The organism is Mucilaginibacter sp. GW821-FHT07G05, from assembly GCF_059418565.1.
The window spans coordinates 1-19,569 of the sequence record NZ_JBWKQC010000013.1 but is presented as its reverse complement, the minus strand read 5'-3'; the positions used below and the strand labels follow the sequence as shown (position 1 = coordinate 19,569).

The following is a 19,569-nucleotide window of genomic DNA, read 5'->3' as shown; positions in this document are numbered from 1 at the left end:
TCAATTACTTATGTTTCATGACATTTGAATTACGTATATTTAATTAATCGATTGATTAATTTTGTTCAGCAATTACAAAATGGACAAGGAAAAATCAGATAAAAAAGACCACATACTCGACGTAGCCGAAAGGATATTCTCGGATGTGGGCTTTGACGGAGCATCAACCAGGCTGATCTCCGGTGAGGCGGGTGTGAACATGGCCATGCTTAATTATTATTTCGGTTCAAAAGAAGGTCTGTTCCTCGCGGTATTCGAACGCAAGATAGCATCGTTCCAAAACATGCTGCAAAACATTGGCAACGACGAAAACATGTCGGCATGGGATAAGCTGCAAATGTGTATTGATACCTTTATTAATAAAGTAGTGGTAAACAACTGTTTTCAACGACTGATCACCCGCGAGGTATCTATCAATAAAACAGGCCCGCTTAGCGAAAAACTAACCGATATATTAATGGTTAATGTATTGGAGTTCAAGAAGATATTTGTTGAAGGTGTAGCAACCGGTGTTTTCCGTAAGGATATAGATATTGAAATGGCCATAGCTACCATATTTGGCACCAAAAACTATATCAGCAATTCATCGCAATTAGCATCAAAACTATTGGGTAATGATGTAAGCGATATTAAATATATGGACGAAGAATTAAAACCACGCATAAAAAACTACCTCAAAACCCTCTTAAAAGTGTATTTACTAAACGATAATGACAACTCAAAATAACACAACCAATCCCCACTTTTTGCATAGAGAACTATTCATCTATGCCATTATAGCATCGCTTATCGCGCTGTTTCTTACCACCACGGCAAACGCGCAGGATAAGGTGCTCACCCTCAACGAAGCTGTTGACCTGGGTATTAAAAACAGTAAAGTTTTAAAACTTTCACAATCAAAAATTGACCAGGCTATTTCACAGTACGAGCAAGCCAAAGATGAATCACTGCCAACCGGTAAAGTGAACTTTGGTTACAACCGCGCGCAAATACCTGCCAACAAATTGGTTTTAGGCGAAGAAACCTTAAGGTTACCGGCACATGCCGATGCTTACCTTGGTACGGTATCATTAAGCCAAACCATATTTTCGGGCGGTAAGTTCAAGTACGCGCGTCAGTCTACCGAGTTACTGGCCCAGGTATCGCGCCTTGACGCGGTGAACGATCAGGATCAGATAGTTTACGACGTAATTAACTCATACTACAACTTGTACAAGGTATTACAGAGCAAAAAAGTAGTTGAGCAAAACTTAGCGACCATTGATCAGCAGATTAAACAGGCCAAACGCTTTTTCGATCAGGGTTTAGTTACCAAGAATGATGTATTACAATTTCAATTGCAACGCGCCAATGTGGAACTGAACGGTATCGACTTGGAAAGCAACCGTAAGATTGTTAACTACAACCTTAACATCCTATTAGGTTTGCCTGAAACTACCCAGTTAAAAATTGATCAGTTAAACGATGACGATAAACCGGTAGGCATACTGGCCGGCTATATTGATACCGCGTTGGTTAACCGCCCCGAATTAAGGCAAACAGACTTACGTGCTAAGGTAGCCGATATCAACATCAAAAATGTAAAGGCTAACCTGTCGCCAACATTAGCGGCTGCTGCAAGCGCTTATTATATTGACGCGAACGCTAATCCGCTGCCAAAATCGGGCAACTTCATTACCCCTATATCAGTAGGCTTAACCGCGTCATGGAATTTCGGTGCCCTTTGGACCAACAAGAACAAGGAAACCGAAGCTAAAATTGAACGCGAGCAGGTAGATATAAGCAGAGGTATTACGGCAGATCGTATAAAGAACGAAGTGAACCAAAACTATCAGAACTACCAGGCTGCTATAGATAAGATAAAACTATTGCAAACATCAATAGCGCAGGCTACTGAAAACAACAAAATTTTAGAATCAAAGTATAAGAGTAATATATCATCAGCCGTTGACCGTGCCGATGCGCAAACCTTGCTTTACCAGGCCGAAATTAATTTGGAGCTGGCCAAGGCAGATGCAGGCTTAGCTTACTACACTCTATTGAAATCAACCGGAAAAATTAATAAACAATAAAAAATAACAACACCACGATAATGGCACAAGAAACAGAAACTCAGGAAACAACCAAAAAGAAATCAAAAGTTATTCCTATTATATTAGGAGTAGTGCTTATAGGAGGATTGATTTTTGGTATAAAAGAATACATATACTTTAGCAAACACGAGGATACCGATGACGCGCAAATTGATGCCGACATAAGCCCGGTAGTTGCCCGTGTAGGTGGTTATGTGGATAGCATTTTGTTTGAAGAAAACACCCACGTTAGCAAAAACCAGCTATTGGTAAAAATTGACGACCGCGATTTTAAAGTGAAGGTGGAGCAGGCACAAGCCGCGCAACAAGGCGCTAACGCGGGTATCAACGTTGGTCAATCGCAAATTTACGCTACTGCCGCTACCTCATCAAGCGCGAGGGCACAGGTTGCCTCGGCCGCTGCAAGGTTAGAGAAAGTGAAGAAAGATTACGCACGTTATGCCGACCTGGTAAAAGACGGATCAGTAACCCAGCAACAATTCGACCAGGCAAAATCTGATTTGGATGTAGCCGTTGCTACTTACCGTGCCGCGCAAGATCAGTATAAAGCTGCTGTTGAGCAGGTAGGTACTACCCGCAGCCAGTTAAAGGTAACCAATACAGGTGTTACCCAACGCCAGGCTGATGTTGATTACGCTAAACTGCAATTAACTTATACCGATGTTAAATCGCCTGCAAGTGGTTTAGCCGCTAAAAAGAACGTACAGGTAGGTCAGCTGGTACAACCGGGCCAAACGCTGTTCGCAATAGTAAATGATAACAGCTTATACGTAACCGCTAACTTTAAAGAAACCCAGCTGGATAAGATCCGCAATAACCAAAAGGTAGATATTGAGGTAGATGCCTACCCTGATATGAAACTGGAAGGTACAGTATACAATTTTTCGCCTGCTACAGGTGCTAAATTCTCTTTACTGCCACCGGATAATGCTACCGGTAACTTTGTTAAAGTAGTACAACGTATCCCTGTTAAAATTAAAATAAACGGTACTAAAGAACAATTAGAGAAGTTACGCCCGGGCATGAGCGTTAACGTATCTGTTAATATAAAAGATTAATCATGGCTGAAACAGGCTTTAAAAAATGGATTATCACCTTTACGGTGATCACGGCCTCGTTGCTTGAGCTTATTGATACCACCATTGTAAACGTGGCCATACCACACATACAAGGTAACCTTGGCGCAACGCTTGAGGATATTGCCTGGGTGGTAACCGGTTATGCAGTGGCTAACGTAATCATCCTGCCCATGTCGGGCTGGTTGGGCGATACCTTCGGCCGTAAGAATTACTTCATCACGTCCATCATCGTGTTTACTATCGCCTCGTTTTTGTGCGGTAATGCTACCACACTCAATGAGCTGGTCGCCTTCCGGATACTACAGGGTATTGCAGGTGGTGGTTTGATATCAACATCACAGGCTATATTGATAGAAACCTGGCCGCGCGAGCAAATTGGTACAGCGACAGCGCTGTTCGGTTTAGGCGCGGTAGTAGGGCCAACAGTAGGTCCAACTATTGGTGGTTATATTACTGAGCACACCTCATGGTCGTGGATATTTTATGTGAACATCCCGGTGGGGGCGCTTGCAGCATTCCTGGCTTATACATTTATTCGGGAAACGCCGAAGGTGGTAGGTCGCCCCGTCGACTGGTGGGGCATTGTTTTGCTCGCGGTAGCGGTAGGTAGTTTACAAACCATATTGGAGAAAGGTGAAAGTGAAGACTGGTTTGCCAAAACTTATATCATCGTATTAACTATATCCGCGGTATTGGGTACTATCCTGTTCATCTGGCGCGAAATGAGTACCGACCACCCTATTGTGAACTTCAGCATTATGCGGCACCGCAGTTTCGCGGTGGGTATGTTCACCTCGTTTATATTGGGATTTGGTTTATATGGTTCGGTATTCGTGTTCCCGGTATTTTGCCAAAACCTGCTAGGCTTTAACGCGCAGCAAACAGGTGAGCTATTGTTCCCCGGTGGTTTATGTACTATTGTGATGATGCCTTTCATTGGCCGAATGCTTAATAAAGGTATCCCGGCGCAGTTTATGGCAACTATTGGTATGTTCCTGTTTTTCGTATTTACCTGGATGTTGAGCAACTCAACACTGGCTACCGGCGAAAAGGATGTATTGGTACCATTACTGATTCGTGGTGTGGGTATGGCCTTGTTATTCGTGCCGCTTACCACCCTTGCAATGGCCGATTTGAAAGGTCCGGAGATTGGACAAGGTTCGGGCTTAAACAACATGATGCGCCAGTTAGGCGGTTCATTCGGTATTGCAGCACTTACTACCATTATCCACATCAGACAGGGACAACATCGCAGTAACTTGTTAACTAACATTAACCAGTACGATCCAGCATTTGTAACGCGCTTAAAAGAGCTTACAGCCGGTTTTGTGGCTAAAGGATCATCGGTACTTGATGCTACGCAGATGGCTTATAAGGCTATTGAAGGTACTATCATCAAGCAAACGTTATTGCTTACTTATGATGATGCTTACTGGATATCAGGCTTGGTAATGTTATTCTCAATACCCCTGTTATACTTACAGCCATTTAAGAAATTGAAGGCTGTTACCGACTCTCACTAAATAATAAAAGCCGTTCCTGTAACTACTTACGGAACGGCTTCCCCAAAAAAATTAACAATTAAAATTTAGTTCACCAGCCCTTAAGCATAGTCCGTTTACAAAAATGAATAAGGGTTTGGTTTAATCTTGCTATAAAATTAAAATATTTTATGTTACAAACACAACTTTTGTTAGTAACATAACACATTATTAATAAAAAAGGCCCGAATCTCGCGATAAGGGCCTTTTGGGTATTAATTAGGGGTATTTAAAAATTAATTAATAGATCACTTTACCTGTAGCGGTAACCAGTGATGCTATGCGAACCGCATCAAAAATGCGTTCTTCGGTAGTACCCAGTTTAATCAGCGAATCCTCGTGCGCGTTCACACACATTTCGCAGCCGTTTACTGCCGATACGGCAAGGCTCAACAGCTCAAAAAACTCTTTACCTGTTACCGGCTTCATCATCAGCTGCATGCGGATACGGGCAGGTATTTGGGTGTACTTCTCTTTTTGGGTGAAGTGCCTGAAACGGTAAAAAACATTGTTTGATGCCAGTAACGATGCGCAACCAACCGCTTCGGCAATTTCTGCCGCAGTAGCACCCTGCTCTTCAGCATATTTGGTGTAATAGTTGGTTAGCGGTTTGTTGTTATTGTTCACCGCTATGCTGAGGCCGGTTAAGGCACATTCTTTAGTGCTTAAGTGCTCTGATGTAAGTGTACTGGTAAAGTTCAGCTTCAAATCGCGCAGGTAGCGTGATTCGCCGTTCTCTAACAGGGTAAGGCTATCTGTAGTGTAATCAGCTCCCAGGCCTAAAGCCTGTACTATTTCGCCTATTATTTCTTTGCTTTCGCTCATGTTATATTCAAATAAAAGTGTACAAAAAATCCCCGCATTATTCAACAATACGGGGATAATTATAGAGGTCGTTAATTATACTGTAAGAGTTTCCTGACCTTTTTCCCAGTTGCAAGGGCAAAGTTCGTCAGTTTGTAAACCGTCTAATACACGTAAAACTTCTTTAACGTTACGGCCAACACTCAGGTCGTTAACACATACCCAACGTACAATACCTTGTGGGTCGATAATGAAAGTAGCACGGTAAGCGATTTTTTCAGTAGGCTCTAAAATACCCAGGTCTTCAGCTAATGATTTTGAAGTATCAGCCAGCATCGGGAATTTAAGGTCACGAAGATCATCGTGGTTATTTCTCCATGCCAGGTGAACAAATTCAGAATCGGTAGAAGCACCAATTAAACGAGTGTCGCGGTCGCGGAACTCGCTGAAGTTTTTGTTGAACTCAGCAATTTCAGTAGGGCAAACAAAAGTAAAATCTTTAGGCCACCAGAAGATAGTTGTCCAAACGTTATCCTCGTTGGTTAAATAATCTGAAGTTAAAGTTTCAAACTCTTTGCCTTTTTCCAAGCTGGTAACAGCTGTTTTTGAAAATGATGGGAATTTTTGTCCTATGGTTATCATATCGTAGTCTTGGTTTTTATTTATGATGCAAAGATAAGCTTTTGCAACACTTCTATTTATACTAATAATTTATAGCTTATAAATTTTATCTATAGTTTGATGAAAGTTTTATAGGATAAAACGATTTTTCAAACGGGTGTTTGTATTGGATGGGGTATTTTGTTAAAAGTATTGCAAGTGTATGGTGTACAATAAGTTGGATGTGCGGGTTGTGGGTTGAAAGTTGTGAGTTGCAGGTGTGCTTTTTGTTATATCGAGCATGGCAAGATATCTTCTGATGTGTAAAAAGGGTATTGAAGAAGATATGCTTAACTCCTTCCTTGGGAGCATGGCCGTCAACTTAATAGTTAAAGCACAGCGAATAATTAACTCACCCGGTCTACGCTTCGCTGGACCTCCCTCTCTTCGGCTTTGCCGTAAAGAGGGCTTAGAAGAAATCCCAAAATACAAGATCCCTCTTTCCGCTTGCGGAGAGAGGGGCGACAAGCGCAGCGATGTCGGGGTGAGTCGATGTACTTCAATAAATTTATAAGCTCCTTTAAAACAAAACGGGCTTACGATGTAACATCATAAGCCCGTTTTGTATCATTTATTAACGCTTACCAAAGTAAGGTATAAAGTGCAACTAATATACCGCACACAATAAGCGCGCCTGCGGTGAATGCTTTGTTGGTTTTGAACATAGATACATCGATTTCCAGGCCGTTGGTAACTTTGCCTTTTTTGTAGTCAAGTGTACTGATGATCCACATACCTATTACGCAAATGATGAATACGAAGCCCATACGGTCAAGGAAAGGAATCTCGTATAAGTAAGTCACCTTATCTTCCTGCAATACTTGTTTTGAGAAACCAAATGGCGCTAAAAATGCCAGGTCGACAAACTTAGGCATCAGTTTAAATATTACTGAGAATATAAAACCGCCGATAGTTGAAAACAATGCTGCAGATGAAGATGCTTTTTTCCAAAAGAAGCCCAGGATAAACATGGCGAAGATACCCGGAGATACGAAACCGGTATATTCTTGTATAAACGTGAAGCCGCCTTTTTTATCAATCCCTAAAAACGGAGAGATAATGATACCCAACACCATGGCTACTACTACAGTTATTTTACCAACGTTCACCAATTTATAATCAGGCGCGTCCGGTTTAATTTTCTTGTAGATATCAAGCGTGAAGATAGTAGCGATACTATTCGCTTTACCGGCCAATGATGCAACTACAGCCGCGGTAAGTGCCGCGAATGATAAACCCTTAAAGCCCGAAGGGAGTAAGTTTAACAATACAGGGTAAGCGTTATCATGATTTTCGGCCAGGCTGTTTGTCATGTTAGGGCCTAATACGTTTTCTTTATACAATACATACGCCGCAATACCAGGCAGTACCACAATAACAGGCATCAGTAATTTCAGGAACGCCGCAAACAGGATACCACCGCGTGCGGTCTTCAAATTAGCGCCTAATGCCCTTTGTGTAATATATTGGTTACAACCCCAATAATTTAAGTTTGTGATCCATAAACCACCCAATAATACGGTTAAACCCGGTAGGTCGATATAGCTTGGGTTATCCTTTTTCAGGATCATGTGGAAGTGATCGTTAAACTTGGTGTACATTAATGAAAGCCCATTGCCAACACCGGTAGTACCAAAATGTTCAGATACCTGTGTTACCGCGATGTAGGTAGTAACCAAACCACCCAATATCAGGAAGAACACCTGTATAACATCGGTATAGCCAATTACTTTCATCCCACCTAAAGTAATAATAACGGCAAACACGGCTAATAGGACTAAACACAACTGGAAGTTGATGCCCGATATACCGTTAATGGCGATAGCGCCTAAGTATAAGATAGAGGTAAGGTTAACTATTACATATAAAAGCAACCAAAATATAGCCATAATCATTGCTACAGTACTGTTATAGCGCTGGTGCAGGAACTGCGGCATGGTAAATATCTTGTTTTTGAGGTAAACCGGGATAAAGAAGATAGCTACAATAATCAGTGTCGCGGCTGCCATCCACTCGTAAGCCGAAATGGCTAATCCCATGGTGAAACCGTTACCACTCATGGCAACAAATTGCTCGGCCGAGATGTTAGAAGCGATGAGTGACGCGCCAATAGCCCACCAGGTAAGGGAGCCTTCAGCTAAAAAGTAGTCTTTTGAGGTAGCATCGGCGTTATGCTTGCGCCTGTATACCCAATAACCATATATCGCTACTATTAAAAAGTATACAATAAATACGGCATAATCACTTGTGGAAAGTGTCTTCATTTTTTTAAGTTAGGTTTAATCTGTCAAAGAGACAATTATAGTTTATTTTAATTGGTTTATCAATACCTAAGATATTTGTTGCAATATATAATTTTTGTACGGCAATCAAACACCCGGGTGGTTTGGCAATGGTTTAATAATATTTTTTTAACAAAAACGGCATCCGGGAGATCCGGATGCCGTTAATATGCTGCTAAAAGTTTAGCATTACAAAATGTATTTAGTGCTCAGGAAATTGGAATCGTTATCGTTCACAATTTCGTTGATGAGCTGCTTGTTGGTTTCGTTGAGCTTGGTAGCTACCAATGAGCGTATCGAGAACGAGCGCAAAGCATCATGTACTGACAGGGTTCCCTCGGCACTGTCTTTACGGCCGGTAAACGGGAATACATCGGGCCCGCGCTGGCATTGCGCGTTGATGTTTACACGGCTCACCAAATTCACAAACGGATCAATCAACGAGGAAATTTCTTTGGCATCGTTACTGAAAATACTCACCTGCATACCATGCGGCGAATCTATCTGGTAAGCGATTGGTTCTTCTATCGACTCGAACGGAATTACCGGGATGATCGGACCAAACTGTTCTTCGCGGTACAACTTCATTTTTTCGTTAACCGGGTATACTACCGCCGGGAACACGAACGACTCGGAAGTAACGCCGCCATTTTCGTTGATCACGCTTGCTCCGTTGGCTTTGGCATCATCAATACACTCTTTCAGGTAGTCGGGTTTGTGCGGCTCGGGCAGCGGCGTTATTTTCACATCCTTTTCCCATGGCAGGCCTATCTTCAGGTTTTCAACAGCCTGGCTCAGTAGGCCCAAAAACTCATCGGCTACTTCTTTATGTACAAAAATGATCTTGATAGCGGTACAACGTTGGCCGTTGAAGGATAACGCGCCCAATATACACTCACTTACGGCCAGTTTCAGGTCGGCATGTTTGGTAATGATGGCGGCGTTCTTGGCATCCAAACTTAAAACAGCTCTTAAGCGATTAACTTTAGGGTGACTCTTTTTCAATCCGTTAGCTACCTTGCTTGAACCGATAAAGGCCAACACGTTGATATTGCCGGTTTGCATCAGCCCCGGTGTAACATCGGATCCACGACCGTAAATGGTATTCACCACCCCTTTCGGGAACGATTCCTGGAAGGCTTTCAACAATGGGTAGTGCAAAAGCGTACCGTGTTTCGGCGGCTTGAAAAGTATGGTGTTGCCCATAATAAGGGCAGGGATAAGCGTAGTAAAGGTTTCGTTAAGCGGATAATTGAACGGCCCCATACAAAGCACTACACCCAATGGTGAGCGACGTACCTGCGCCACAATACCTTCGGCCATTTCAAAGCGGGACGACTGGCGGTCGATATCTTTCAAGCCATCAATGGTGGCGTTGATGTACTCGATGGTACGGTCGAACTCCTTTGCAGAGTCGGCATAAGACTTACCGATCTCCCACATTATAAGCTTAACGATGAGCGAACGTTGCTCGCTCATTTTATATACGAACTTTTCGAGGCTTTTAATGCGGTTGTCAACACTCATGGTTGGCCATTCGCCGCGGCCATTATCGTAAGCGGCCAAAGCTGCATCTAACGATTCCATCGCTTCCTTTTCGGTGCAGATAGGGTAGGTGCCTATCAGCTTACGCTTAAGCCCCTCGCTTGTGGGGATGCAAACCGGCGAATACACTTCGCTCACCGGCCCATCCCATTGTTTCATTTCGCCGTTGCTCAGGTATTCGCGCTGGTGTACCTCCTCTATCCTGAATTCTTCCGGAATCCGGTCCTCTTCAATAAATAGTGATCTGATCTGGTCTTGAAAACTCATGGTTGATTGTTTATGGATTTGATTGTGTTTTAGATTACTAATTCGATGAATTATGGCGGTCTGTTATATAAAATTGCCTAAAACGTTAACAATATCGCAAATTAGAAAAATATATCTGCATAGATTAGAGCACTCGGTCATAATTTAACCATAAATACATGGTGGTTTAACCTATTTTAGCATAAATTTAAGCTGTATGATCAATACCATCATCTTCGACCTCGGCGGTGTACTTATCGACTGGAACCCATATCACCTGTATCGCAAGGTATTTAATTACGACGACGAGATCCGCGATTTTTTAGCCTCCGTATGCACGCCCGACTGGAACGAAGAGCAGGATGCCGGCCGTTCCTTAAAAGACGGAACCGAAGTGCTGGTAGCCAAGCACCCGGACCATGAAGATAACATCCGCCTGTTTTACAACCGCTGGGAAGAAATGCTTGGCGGCGCGATAGATGAAACGGTAACGATATTTAAGCAATTGAAAGATAGCGGCAGGTATAAAATATACGCGCTCACCAATTGGTCGGAAGAAACATTTGTACTCACCAAAGCCCGTTATGAATTTTTGAACTGGTTTGATGGCATCGTAGTGTCGGGCACCGAAAAGATCCGCAAGCCTTACCCCGAATTTTACAAGATATTGCTGGACAGGTACCATGTAAACCCCGAAGAATCCTTGTTTATTGACGACAGCGCCCGCAACGTTGAAGGTGCCGAAAACCTCGGGATCAGTAGTATTCGCTTTACATCAGCTGAGGAATTGAAGAATGAATTGATTAGCAGGGGGATAATTTAAGGATTTAAAGATCTTGTTATTATGAAGGTAAAAGCATCCTACTTCAGAGTGTCAACAATTCCCTCGCGTTTTGCAACGCGCTTTCGCCGGGTTTGTCGCCGCTGAGCATTTTTGCAATTTCGAGGATGCGTTCCTGCTGGTCGAGCTGTTTGATGCGGGTATAGGTAACATCGGCCTGGTTATCCTTATAAACAAAGTAATGGCTTTGGCCTTTGCTGGCAATTTGCGGCAGGTGGGTTATGGTGATCACCTGCAGGTTTTTTGCGAGGCGTTCCATAATCTGGCCAACCTTATTCGCTACCTCGCCCGATACACCGGTATCTATTTCATCAAAAATGATGGTTGGCAGCGCGGTATATGCCGCAATGAGCGATTTGATGCTCAGCATCACCCTCGAAAGCTCACCACCCGAAGCCACTTTGCTCATTTCGCCCAGTGAATGTCCCTTATTGGCGGAGAATAAAAAGCGAACCGCATCGGTCCCGTTTTTGGTGAATTCTGTTGTAGGGGTGAGTTCTACCTTTAATACCGAATTATTCATACCCATTTCGGCAAGTGAACTTACCACCTGCTCTTGTATGGACGGTATTGCTTTGGTGCGATTGGCCGAAAGTTCGGCAGATAACTGCTCCAGGTCTGTTTTAATCGCGTCCATTTCTTTTTGCAGTTTTTCAATGGCATCGTCACTAAACAGGGCTTGCTGTATCTTTTCCGACAGGTCATCCTGAATCTGCAATAATTCAGCATTGGTATTTACACGGTGCTTTTTTTGCAGGTTGTAGATGATGCTTAAACGGGTGTTCACCTCGTCGGCACGCTGCTCGTTGGTGTGGGTGCGTTGTTCAATATTCTCTACCTCGGCCGCAATGTCTTTCAGCTCGATAATGGTACTGTTCAAGCGTTGGTGCAATTCCTCAATTTGCGGGTTGAATTTTTCCAATGCGGCCAATTGCTGACCTGCATCTTTCAACTGGTTCAATACAGCGGCCTCGCCATCCTGTAAAAGATAGTTGGCACCAAGCAGATTCCTTTTTATTTCTTCGGCATTGTTGAGCGCGTATAATTCCTGCTCCAATAGTTCCTGCTCATCGGCGGCAAGCCCGGCTTTTTCCAGCTCGTCGTATTGAAACTGAAAGTAATCCAGGTCGGCCTTGGCCTTTTCGCTTTCGTCGGTAAGCTGTTTAAGGCGGGTTATTTCTTTTTTGTATAATTTGTATTTGGTTTGATAGCTGCCCAATAACGCCGTATGCCCGGCTACGGAATCAACCACCAATAACTGAAATTCCGGATCGTTGATCTCCAGTGTGGCATGCTGCGAGTGTATATCTATCAGCTTTTCGCCTATCTGTTTTAATATCGTAAGGTTAACCGGCGTGTCGTTAATAAAAGCGCGCGATTTACCATCGGCCGCGATCTCCCGCCTCAATACGGTTTCGGCCTCATAATCCAGGTCGTGTTCGTCAAATAACGAACGCAAATGGAAGTCGCCAATACGGAACGATCCTTCGATAACACACTTTTTTTGCTGGTTAAAAAAGTAGCGGCTCTCGGCACGCTGACCTAATATCAGCGACAGCGCACCCAATATGATAGATTTACCTGCGCCGGTTTCACCTGTAAGTATGTTTAACCCCGCGTCGAAACCTATTTCGAGGTTATCTATCAGCGCGTAATTATTTATAGTGAGCTTTTGAAGCATAAAAAAAGTATCCTCTTTTATTGAGGATACTAAATTACAAATTCAATGCCGAAGGTTAATATTAAATGCTAATAAACTTAGGCTTATGTTATTAACATTAAGGGCTTAGTTAGCGCTATCAGGCGAGGCGGCCGGTTCAGGCTGTTCGGGTTGTTCTGCTTTCTCGGGTTGTTCCCGGCGTTCAGGTTGCTCGGGCCTTTCGTCCACGTTAAAATTAGCATTGGTGCGCCATTGCTGTATCCTCTTTTTATATGCCGGGCTGTTAGTATAAGCGCGCATTTTTTCGCCTGCCTGCCTTAATAAAGCTTGTTGCTTTTTAATTTCGGGGTTGTTATGAAATTCACGCATTTTATTGCCCAGCAAACGCATCTCTTCCTGTTGCTTTTTAATAGTTTGATTGTTGAATGCTTTGCGTAAGCTATCGCCCAGGCTTATTAACCGGCTGTGTTGTTTCTTATACTCCTCGCTTTGATAATAAGCACGCATCTGATCGCCCAGTTCGCGGATCTGGTCGCTTTGCTGTTTAATGTCGGGAGCATTAACATATTCACGTACGCTTTTGCTTAGCGTGCGTACAGCTTCCAAATGCTTGTTATAATCGTCGGTGCCGTATTTAGCCTTATCAAGCAGTTTGCTTTCTTTATCTAAATTAGCCTCCAGCTTTTTGTATTCGGGGCTGTTGTAATACTTATCTATCTTGCCGCTCAATGCTTCTATTTGCTTGTTCAGCTTGTCCATCTCGGGGCTGTTGCTCCATTTTTTATCAAATTCTTCGCTGCATTTATCCATATCGGCTTGCAGTTTCTTCATTTCCGGGCGATTGTAAAAGGCTTCAATATCGGCACCTTTTTTCTCCATCTCGTCGGTTAGCTTTTTAAACTGGGGGTTGTTGTAATATTTTTCAATAGCCTCACCATATTTTTCCATCTGCGCCGATAGCTTTTCCATTTCCGGGTCCTCTACATTATCGCTGTAGGTTATCCAGCTGTTCCCTTTTTTAATGGTTGTTGTTGTAGTGGTAGTGGTACGGCGTTTTGCAGGAGTTGCTTTAACCGCAGTTTTCCTGGCGGTTTTCGCTTGTTTTTTAGGCACGGTGTCGGTAAACAGGTAATGTGTCGCCAGCGGATTTACCACTTTCAAAGTTATCCTGTCGCTTTTTACTTCGGGATTTAGCCAGGCTATGCTGCCAAGGCTCGCTGCGAAAAGCAGCATTACGGCCATTATGTGGCGTACGTTTACGGTTAATTTCTTCGTTTTCATGATACGTTCAATTCGGTTAAGTAAATGATACTTTTTACCGGTGGCAGCCAGTGCCAGCTGTAAGTTTCTCTCGCCGGTTTCTTCCAGCTTTAAAAGGGCACGGGCATATATTAAAGGAGTACCCGTGGTGTTCACCACGCAATCATCACAGCAGTTTTCGCGCTCGCGGTGTATAAGCCGGTTAATAAGCAGCGAAAAGGGGTTAAAGAAAAGCAATACCGAAATAAACTGCTGCAGCAAGTTTAACAGGTAATCGTTTCGCTTAATGTGCGATAGTTCGTGTAGTAAAATGGCTTCAACCTCATCGGTTGAAAGGTGGTTGGTGATAGAGAACGGCAGCAACAATATCGGTTTTAAATGACCGATAACACTGGGCACATCTATCAAATGGCTGTAATTAACAGCTACATATCTTTTAATATTCAGTTTGTCCGAAAAATAGTTAACCGCTTCCATTATATCATCGGCAGGTATCAGCGATTGCTTAATGCGGCTGATGTTTTGCCAGGCCATGGTAAGCTTAACCATATTGAACAGAAAGCCTATAATATAAACCACCGCTATGTATGGCAGGTAGCTTTCTATCATGTAATAATAAGTGTGATCAATGCTTTCCACTACATTGCCCGCGTGTGGCAACAGATCGGGCAGGGCAGTGCCGGTAGCGGCTGTACTTTCAACCGGAAACCAATTTACGTTGCCTATCTCGGTAAATAAGGTAGCTATAAACCATGCGGTTAATGCAAACAAGGCGGCAAAACTGATATTGTGTTTTTTGGCTGATGACAGCGAAGGCGCGCACATCAGTACAAACTTTAACACCAGGAAGATCAATAATCCCTGCCATAGCGAGTGGATGATGGTGATACCTAAAACCTGGCTGATGTTTTGCATTAAGTTTTCCATGATAGGTTATTTTGTAGCTTGATCGAATTGTTCCAGATACTTTTTAATAGCGTCAATCTCTTCTTTTGATGTTTTGTGCTGACCAAGGGCCTGTATCACCAGTTCAGATGCCGAACCTTTAAACACGGTAGAGATAATTTTATCCAAAGCGGTTTTTTGTGCTTGTTCGCGGGTTACCAGCGCTTTGTATAAATGAGTTTTGGCGGTAGTGTCACGCTCAACCATGCCTTTATCATTCATGATCTGCATCAATTTCAGCGTGGTGGTATAACCGGCATCTTTGCCTTTGGCCAATTCCTCATGCACATCGCGCACGGTACACTGCCCCATTTTCCACATCACCTGCAATATTTCCAGTTCGCTCTCGGTTGCTTTTATCTCGGTTGTCATATATATTACGAATCTCTTCGTACAAATATCTACGATGAAATTCGTATATGCAAATGTTTTGGAAAATATTTTTTGAGATTTAAATTTTTGTCATTTCGAACGAGGTACGAGGAGAAATCTTCTGCTTAGGCAAATCGCAGATATACAGGGCGAAGAAGATCTCTCACTGCGTTTCGAGATGACAAATTAGTTATAGTATTCCCTACTAATTCTTCTGCAACACTTGGTACTTATTACCATTCCCCGGATCAGCTTGCAATAGAATATTATAAGCCGACATGCGTTCTTGCGGTTCTGCTTTGCTGTAGATGGATACCAGTTCGTTGCTTTTGGCAGTGTAAAACACCAGCGGGAACATAGAGCCGAGGCGTTTGCGGTCGACCTCGGATAGAGAGGGTAATAGGGATGATATGGCTTTACGGCCTTTGGCCACGTTATCGGCCATTACATCCAAGCCGTTGCGGTGATAATCATACACAAAACTACGCAGCGGATTATAGATCTTATTATTCAAATTTTCGGCCAGCCAGTACCGGTTAAGGTTACTGTCGAAAGCCTTCCAGCCTTTAAAAGATGCCGTTTGCGCGTTGATCACAATGTTTTGTGCTGCCGCGAAATAAGGCGATCCGCCGAAACGCGAGAAGCTATCGTAATCCATCCCCACAATAATGTAGGCGTAAAATGCCATTACCGCGCTTAAGTTGCTTTGAAAGTTTTGGTCGGTATAGTCAATGGTTTGCCCTTCGGTATAAGTAAAATCAAATTCGCGGTCGTTAATGTTGAGCAGGGTAGTAGTATAAGCAGAATTGTAAACCGGGCGCGACGCCTGTACCTGAAGCTCGCCGCTAAAATTGCTTGCCCCATCCCAACTGGTTACGTTGAGTACAAAGGTGCAATCTATCTTTTCCTGCGGCAGTATTACATCGGCAGCCCATTTACGGCCGTTCAAAAAATCGCGCATGGCGGTTTCTAATACTTCTAAAATGCGCTTGTTGGTACTTTGTATTTTTGGGGAAACTACCTGTACACGGGCATTCAGGTCCTGCGCGGCAGCAGTAAAGCTCATGAGCAGGAACGCGAAATACAGTGTCAGTTTTTTCATTGGTTTATTAACTCGGCAACCTTTGCACAAATATCGCGGGCTACTTCCGTTTTTGATTTTAACGTAAATATAGTCTTTTGCAAATATTTATCTATCATGGTTATCTTATTGGTATCGCTTTTAAAACCGGCACCGGTATCGTTAAGCGAGTTTAGGATAATAAGATCGAGATTTTTCTTCTTCAGTTTTTCGGTAGCGTATTGCTCCTCGTTCTCAGTTTCAAGCGCGAAACCTATCAGCAGCTGATGTGGCTGTTTGTGTTCGCCGAGGGTTTTTAATATATCGGTGGTCTTTTTCAGGTCGATATTTAAATGGGTATCCTGTTTTTTTATTTTCTGCGGAGCAATGGTAACCGGAGTATAATCGGCCACGGCTGCGCTCATGATACAGAGTTTTGAATCGGGATAGTTATCCAAACAAGCCTCCAGCATTTCTGCTGCCGAAGTTACATTGATACGTTTAACCGATGGCTGTTTACTTTGCTGTGCCGATGGTCCGCTGATGAGGGTAACAATGGCGCCCATGCTTGCCAGTTCATCGGCAATGGCAAAGCCCATTTTACCTGACGAATGATTCCCGATAAAGCGAACCGGATCAATAGCCTCATAAGTAGGCCCGGCGGTAACCAGTATTTTATGACCCGCTAAAAGAAGTTTTTTTTTAATATCCGAAGCTAACAGGGAAATGATCTCTTCGGGTTCGGCCATACGGCCTTCGCCATGTAAACCGCTGGCCAGTTCGCCCTTGCGGGCAGGTATCAGTATATTGCCATAACCTTGCAGCCTGTTAATATTATTAACGGTGGCAGGATGGCGGTACATATCTAAATCCATAGCCGGAGCAAAATACACCGGGCATTTGGCCGAAAGGTAAACAGCACAAAGCAAATTATCACATAAGCCATTCGCCATTTTTGCCAGCGTATTGGCAGATGCCGGGGCTATCAGCATAATATCGGCCCAAAGGCCAAGTTCCACATGGTTGTCCCACTCACCGTTTTCCGCATTAAAGTAATTAATGTGAACCGGGTTTTTAGATAGTGTGGATAAGGTAAGCGGTGTAATGAAATTAGCGGCATCGGCAGTCATTACTACCTGCACCTTGGCCCCGGCTTTAACCAGCAACCTAACCAGCATTGCCGCTTTATAAGCCGCAATACTTCCGCATACACCTAAAACAACTTTTTTGCCCTCAAGCATGGGTGATAAATTAAAAATTCAAAAAACAAAAGTGCATATAATTATATGCACCTCCGCAGGCTTACGCCCTTTTTTGAATTTTGAATTTTAACTTTTGAATTAAAATTATTGTTGCTCTTTGCTTGGGTTACGATAATAGATCTTATCATCTAAAAACTCCTGTACTGCAACCAACGATGGTTTTGGCAGGCGCTCGTAGTATTTAGATATTTCTATTTGCTCGCGGTTTTCAAATACCTCTTCCAGGTTATCGTTTGATGAAGCAAACTCAGAAAGTTTTTGGTGTAACTCTTCCTTTATGTTGTTCGACAATTGATTTGCCCTTTTTGACATAATTACAAGCGACTCGTAAATATTGTCAGTCCCTTTATCCAGCTCACGTAAATCGCGGGTTACTGTACTGCTTGCAACAGCGGGTTTGTTATTTGTGTTAGTACTCATATCTTATGTTAATTTACTAATTCGGGATTTTTATCTTTTACTGACGGCGGTGTAGACTGGCTATTTACCGAATCTTTTTCTGCCGCTTTTTTAGCTGCTTTCATGTTTAAGGTAGCCTGTGTCATCCAGTTTTTAGCATGTACAATACCGGCTTCGCTATCTTTCTTATAATCTTGTACAGTTTTAATGTACTTGCTTTGCGCAAATTTTTCAATAAACTCATCGGCATATTCAATGGCCGATGTATAACGCTCTTCTTGTTTGGTTTCGTAACTGTTGTTAGCAAACAGGTACTGCGCCTTTACAATAAGGTATTCAATCTCTTCGGCATATTTAGTATCCGGGTAATCGCGCAGGGTGTTATTGAAAGAAATAACGGCCGCCTGGTAATCGCCTATAGTTAAATACAGCTTCGAGTTAGCGTATGATTTATCTTCCAGCTTATCGCGCAGGTTTTGGATCAGCTTACTGGCCTCTGCCACACGATCGCTCTTAGGGTAAAGGTTGATGAACAATTGCAGCGCCTCAATAGCCTTGCTGGTGTTTTCCTGATCGAGCGAGAATATCGGCGAATCAAGGTAATAACAGTAAGCAGCCATAAAACGGCATTCTTCAGATCGTGTACTTGACGGGTAAGTATCCGCGAAGGTTTTAAAGTGATACCTTGCAGATGTATAATCCCTCATCTTATAGTTGGTATAAGCGTAATAGTAGTAAAGATCCTCAGCCTGTTCCTGGCCACGGTAGCGCGGTACCAGAATTTCGAACAATTCAAGCGCCTTACCATAATCCTTTTTGTTATAGTACCTTATGGCTTCCTTATATTTCCTTGCGTTATCATTACTTGCTTTAAGCTTTTCAAATTTGCTTTTACAACCCGTAAAAGCAACAATTAAAACAATAAGCAAGCCCGAGAATAACGATAGTTGTTTTTTAAACATTTTGCAAAGATAGTTGAATATTATAAATCAGTCAATTATTTATTTAGTGGTTAAATATATAACGCTTAATCGGCTTGCCTTACATATATAGTATGCTTTTAACATCTTTTAACTATATACCTTAAAACACCTCTTTATATATTATATATAGGCAAATAACTGCTAAGTGTAAGTATATAGTATATATAGGTAGTAAAACAGTGGTATATACTATAATATAATAAAGTGTGCTGCGCTTTAATAATTGTAAGCAGCATTATGGGAGATATACTATATATAATATAGCTATACCTGCTTGCGATGGAGCGTTACTTAGTTTGCAGATCAATACAACGCTTTTCATTAAAGGGCTATTTATAGTCACAGAAGTACCTAATCAACTTAAGTCGCTAAAAGTTTGAGTTCCCGTGTAATTTTTTCATCTTGAAACAAAGGCAGTTGCGATAAAAGATGAAGAAAAAGGAATGAATGATTTGTATGAGAGAAAAAGAAACGTACCTTTGCAGCCCGCAAATAAGGAAAGCGGGACGTTCATTAAAAGGTTAAAAGAGGGTAGAA

At 42.7% G+C, this 19,569-nt stretch carries 16 protein-coding genes; 5 read left to right on the top strand and 11 right to left on the bottom strand.

The window, feature by feature from the left end:
- Positions 1-79: 79 nt before the first annotated feature.
- The 4 genes from AC07NA_RS23995 to AC07NA_RS23980 are packed head-to-tail and all read left to right on the top strand — an operon-like array spanning position 80 to position 4,695.
- A complete protein-coding gene (locus AC07NA_RS23995) occupies positions 80-727 on the top strand; it encodes a TetR/AcrR family transcriptional regulator (protein ID WP_345213399.1) in 648 nt (215 codons plus the stop codon).
- Entirely contained in the window at positions 711-2,072 is a 1,362-nt protein-coding gene (locus AC07NA_RS23990; protein ID WP_345213400.1) for a TolC family protein, read from the top strand. Before AC07NA_RS23995 ends, AC07NA_RS23990 begins: the two co-directional genes overlap by 17 nt.
- 20 nt (positions 2,073-2,092) lie before the next feature.
- Positions 2,093-3,151, top strand: a complete 1,059-nt coding sequence (locus AC07NA_RS23985; RefSeq protein WP_494900376.1) for an HlyD family secretion protein — start codon at positions 2,093-2,095, stop codon at positions 3,149-3,151.
- Between the two features lie 2 nt (positions 3,152-3,153).
- A complete protein-coding gene (locus AC07NA_RS23980; RefSeq protein ID WP_345213402.1) occupies positions 3,154-4,695 on the top strand; it encodes a DHA2 family efflux MFS transporter permease subunit in 1,542 nt (513 codons plus the stop codon).
- A 258-nt stretch (positions 4,696-4,953) separates the two neighbouring features.
- Here AC07NA_RS23980 and AC07NA_RS23975 read toward each other — a convergent pair whose 3' ends face one another.
- The 4 genes from AC07NA_RS23975 to AC07NA_RS23960 form a co-directional block, all read right to left on the bottom strand.
- Entirely contained in the window at positions 4,954-5,538 is a 585-nt protein-coding gene (locus AC07NA_RS23975) for a carboxymuconolactone decarboxylase family protein (RefSeq protein WP_345213403.1), read from the bottom strand.
- 75 nt (positions 5,539-5,613) lie between these two features.
- The gene (locus AC07NA_RS23970) at positions 5,614-6,159 is read right to left on the bottom strand and encodes a peroxiredoxin (RefSeq protein ID WP_345213404.1); all 546 of its coding nucleotides are present in this window, start codon (positions 6,157-6,159) and stop codon (positions 5,614-5,616) included.
- A gap of 599 nt (positions 6,160-6,758) precedes the next feature.
- Positions 6,759-8,441: a sodium/sugar symporter gene (locus AC07NA_RS23965; RefSeq protein WP_345213394.1), complete on the bottom strand. Its 1,683-nt coding sequence runs from the start codon at positions 8,439-8,441 to the stop codon at positions 6,759-6,761.
- Between the two features lie 207 nt (positions 8,442-8,648).
- Positions 8,649-10,271 carry an NADP-dependent glyceraldehyde-3-phosphate dehydrogenase gene (locus AC07NA_RS23960; protein WP_345213393.1) on the bottom strand — a complete coding sequence of 541 codons (1,623 nt, stop codon included), beginning with the start codon at positions 10,269-10,271 and terminating at the stop codon, positions 8,649-8,651.
- A 196-nt stretch (positions 10,272-10,467) separates the two neighbouring features.
- On the opposite strand from AC07NA_RS23960, the gene AC07NA_RS23955 reads away from it, so the two are divergent.
- Complete coding sequence (locus AC07NA_RS23955; RefSeq protein WP_494900371.1) at positions 10,468-11,073, top strand: HAD family hydrolase; 606 nt, start codon at positions 10,468-10,470, stop codon at positions 11,071-11,073.
- Positions 11,074-11,116: 43 nt separating this feature from the next.
- Here the strand turns inward: AC07NA_RS23955 and recN are convergent, their stop codons facing one another.
- From recN to AC07NA_RS23920, 7 genes are all read right to left on the bottom strand, one after another.
- Entirely contained in the window at positions 11,117-12,772 is a 1,656-nt protein-coding gene (recN, locus tag AC07NA_RS23950) for a DNA repair protein RecN (protein ID WP_494900369.1), read from the bottom strand.
- A gap of 105 nt (positions 12,773-12,877) precedes the next feature.
- Entirely contained in the window at positions 12,878-14,938 is a 2,061-nt protein-coding gene (locus AC07NA_RS23945) for a M56 family metallopeptidase (RefSeq protein ID WP_494900367.1), read from the bottom strand.
- Between the two features lie 6 nt (positions 14,939-14,944).
- On the bottom strand, positions 14,945-15,328 hold the full coding sequence (locus AC07NA_RS23940) for a BlaI/MecI/CopY family transcriptional regulator (protein WP_345214412.1): 384 nt from the start codon (positions 15,326-15,328) through the stop codon (positions 14,945-14,947).
- Positions 15,329-15,533: 205 nt separating this feature from the next.
- Entirely contained in the window at positions 15,534-16,430 is an 897-nt protein-coding gene (porD, locus tag AC07NA_RS23935) for a type IX secretion system protein PorD (protein ID WP_494900364.1), read from the bottom strand.
- Complete coding sequence (gene coaBC, locus AC07NA_RS23930) at positions 16,427-17,629, bottom strand: bifunctional phosphopantothenoylcysteine decarboxylase/phosphopantothenate--cysteine ligase CoaBC (protein WP_494900362.1); 1,203 nt, start codon at positions 17,627-17,629, stop codon at positions 16,427-16,429. The genes porD and coaBC overlap by 4 nt, the downstream gene beginning before the upstream one ends.
- A 105-nt stretch (positions 17,630-17,734) precedes the next feature.
- Positions 17,735-18,070, bottom strand: a complete 336-nt coding sequence (locus tag AC07NA_RS23925; protein WP_345214415.1) for a DNA-directed RNA polymerase subunit omega — start codon at positions 18,068-18,070, stop codon at positions 17,735-17,737.
- Between the two features lie 8 nt (positions 18,071-18,078).
- Positions 18,079-19,011, bottom strand: a complete 933-nt coding sequence (locus AC07NA_RS23920) for an outer membrane protein assembly factor BamD (RefSeq protein WP_494900360.1) — start codon at positions 19,009-19,011, stop codon at positions 18,079-18,081.
- Between the last annotated feature and the right edge of the window lie 558 nt (positions 19,012-19,569).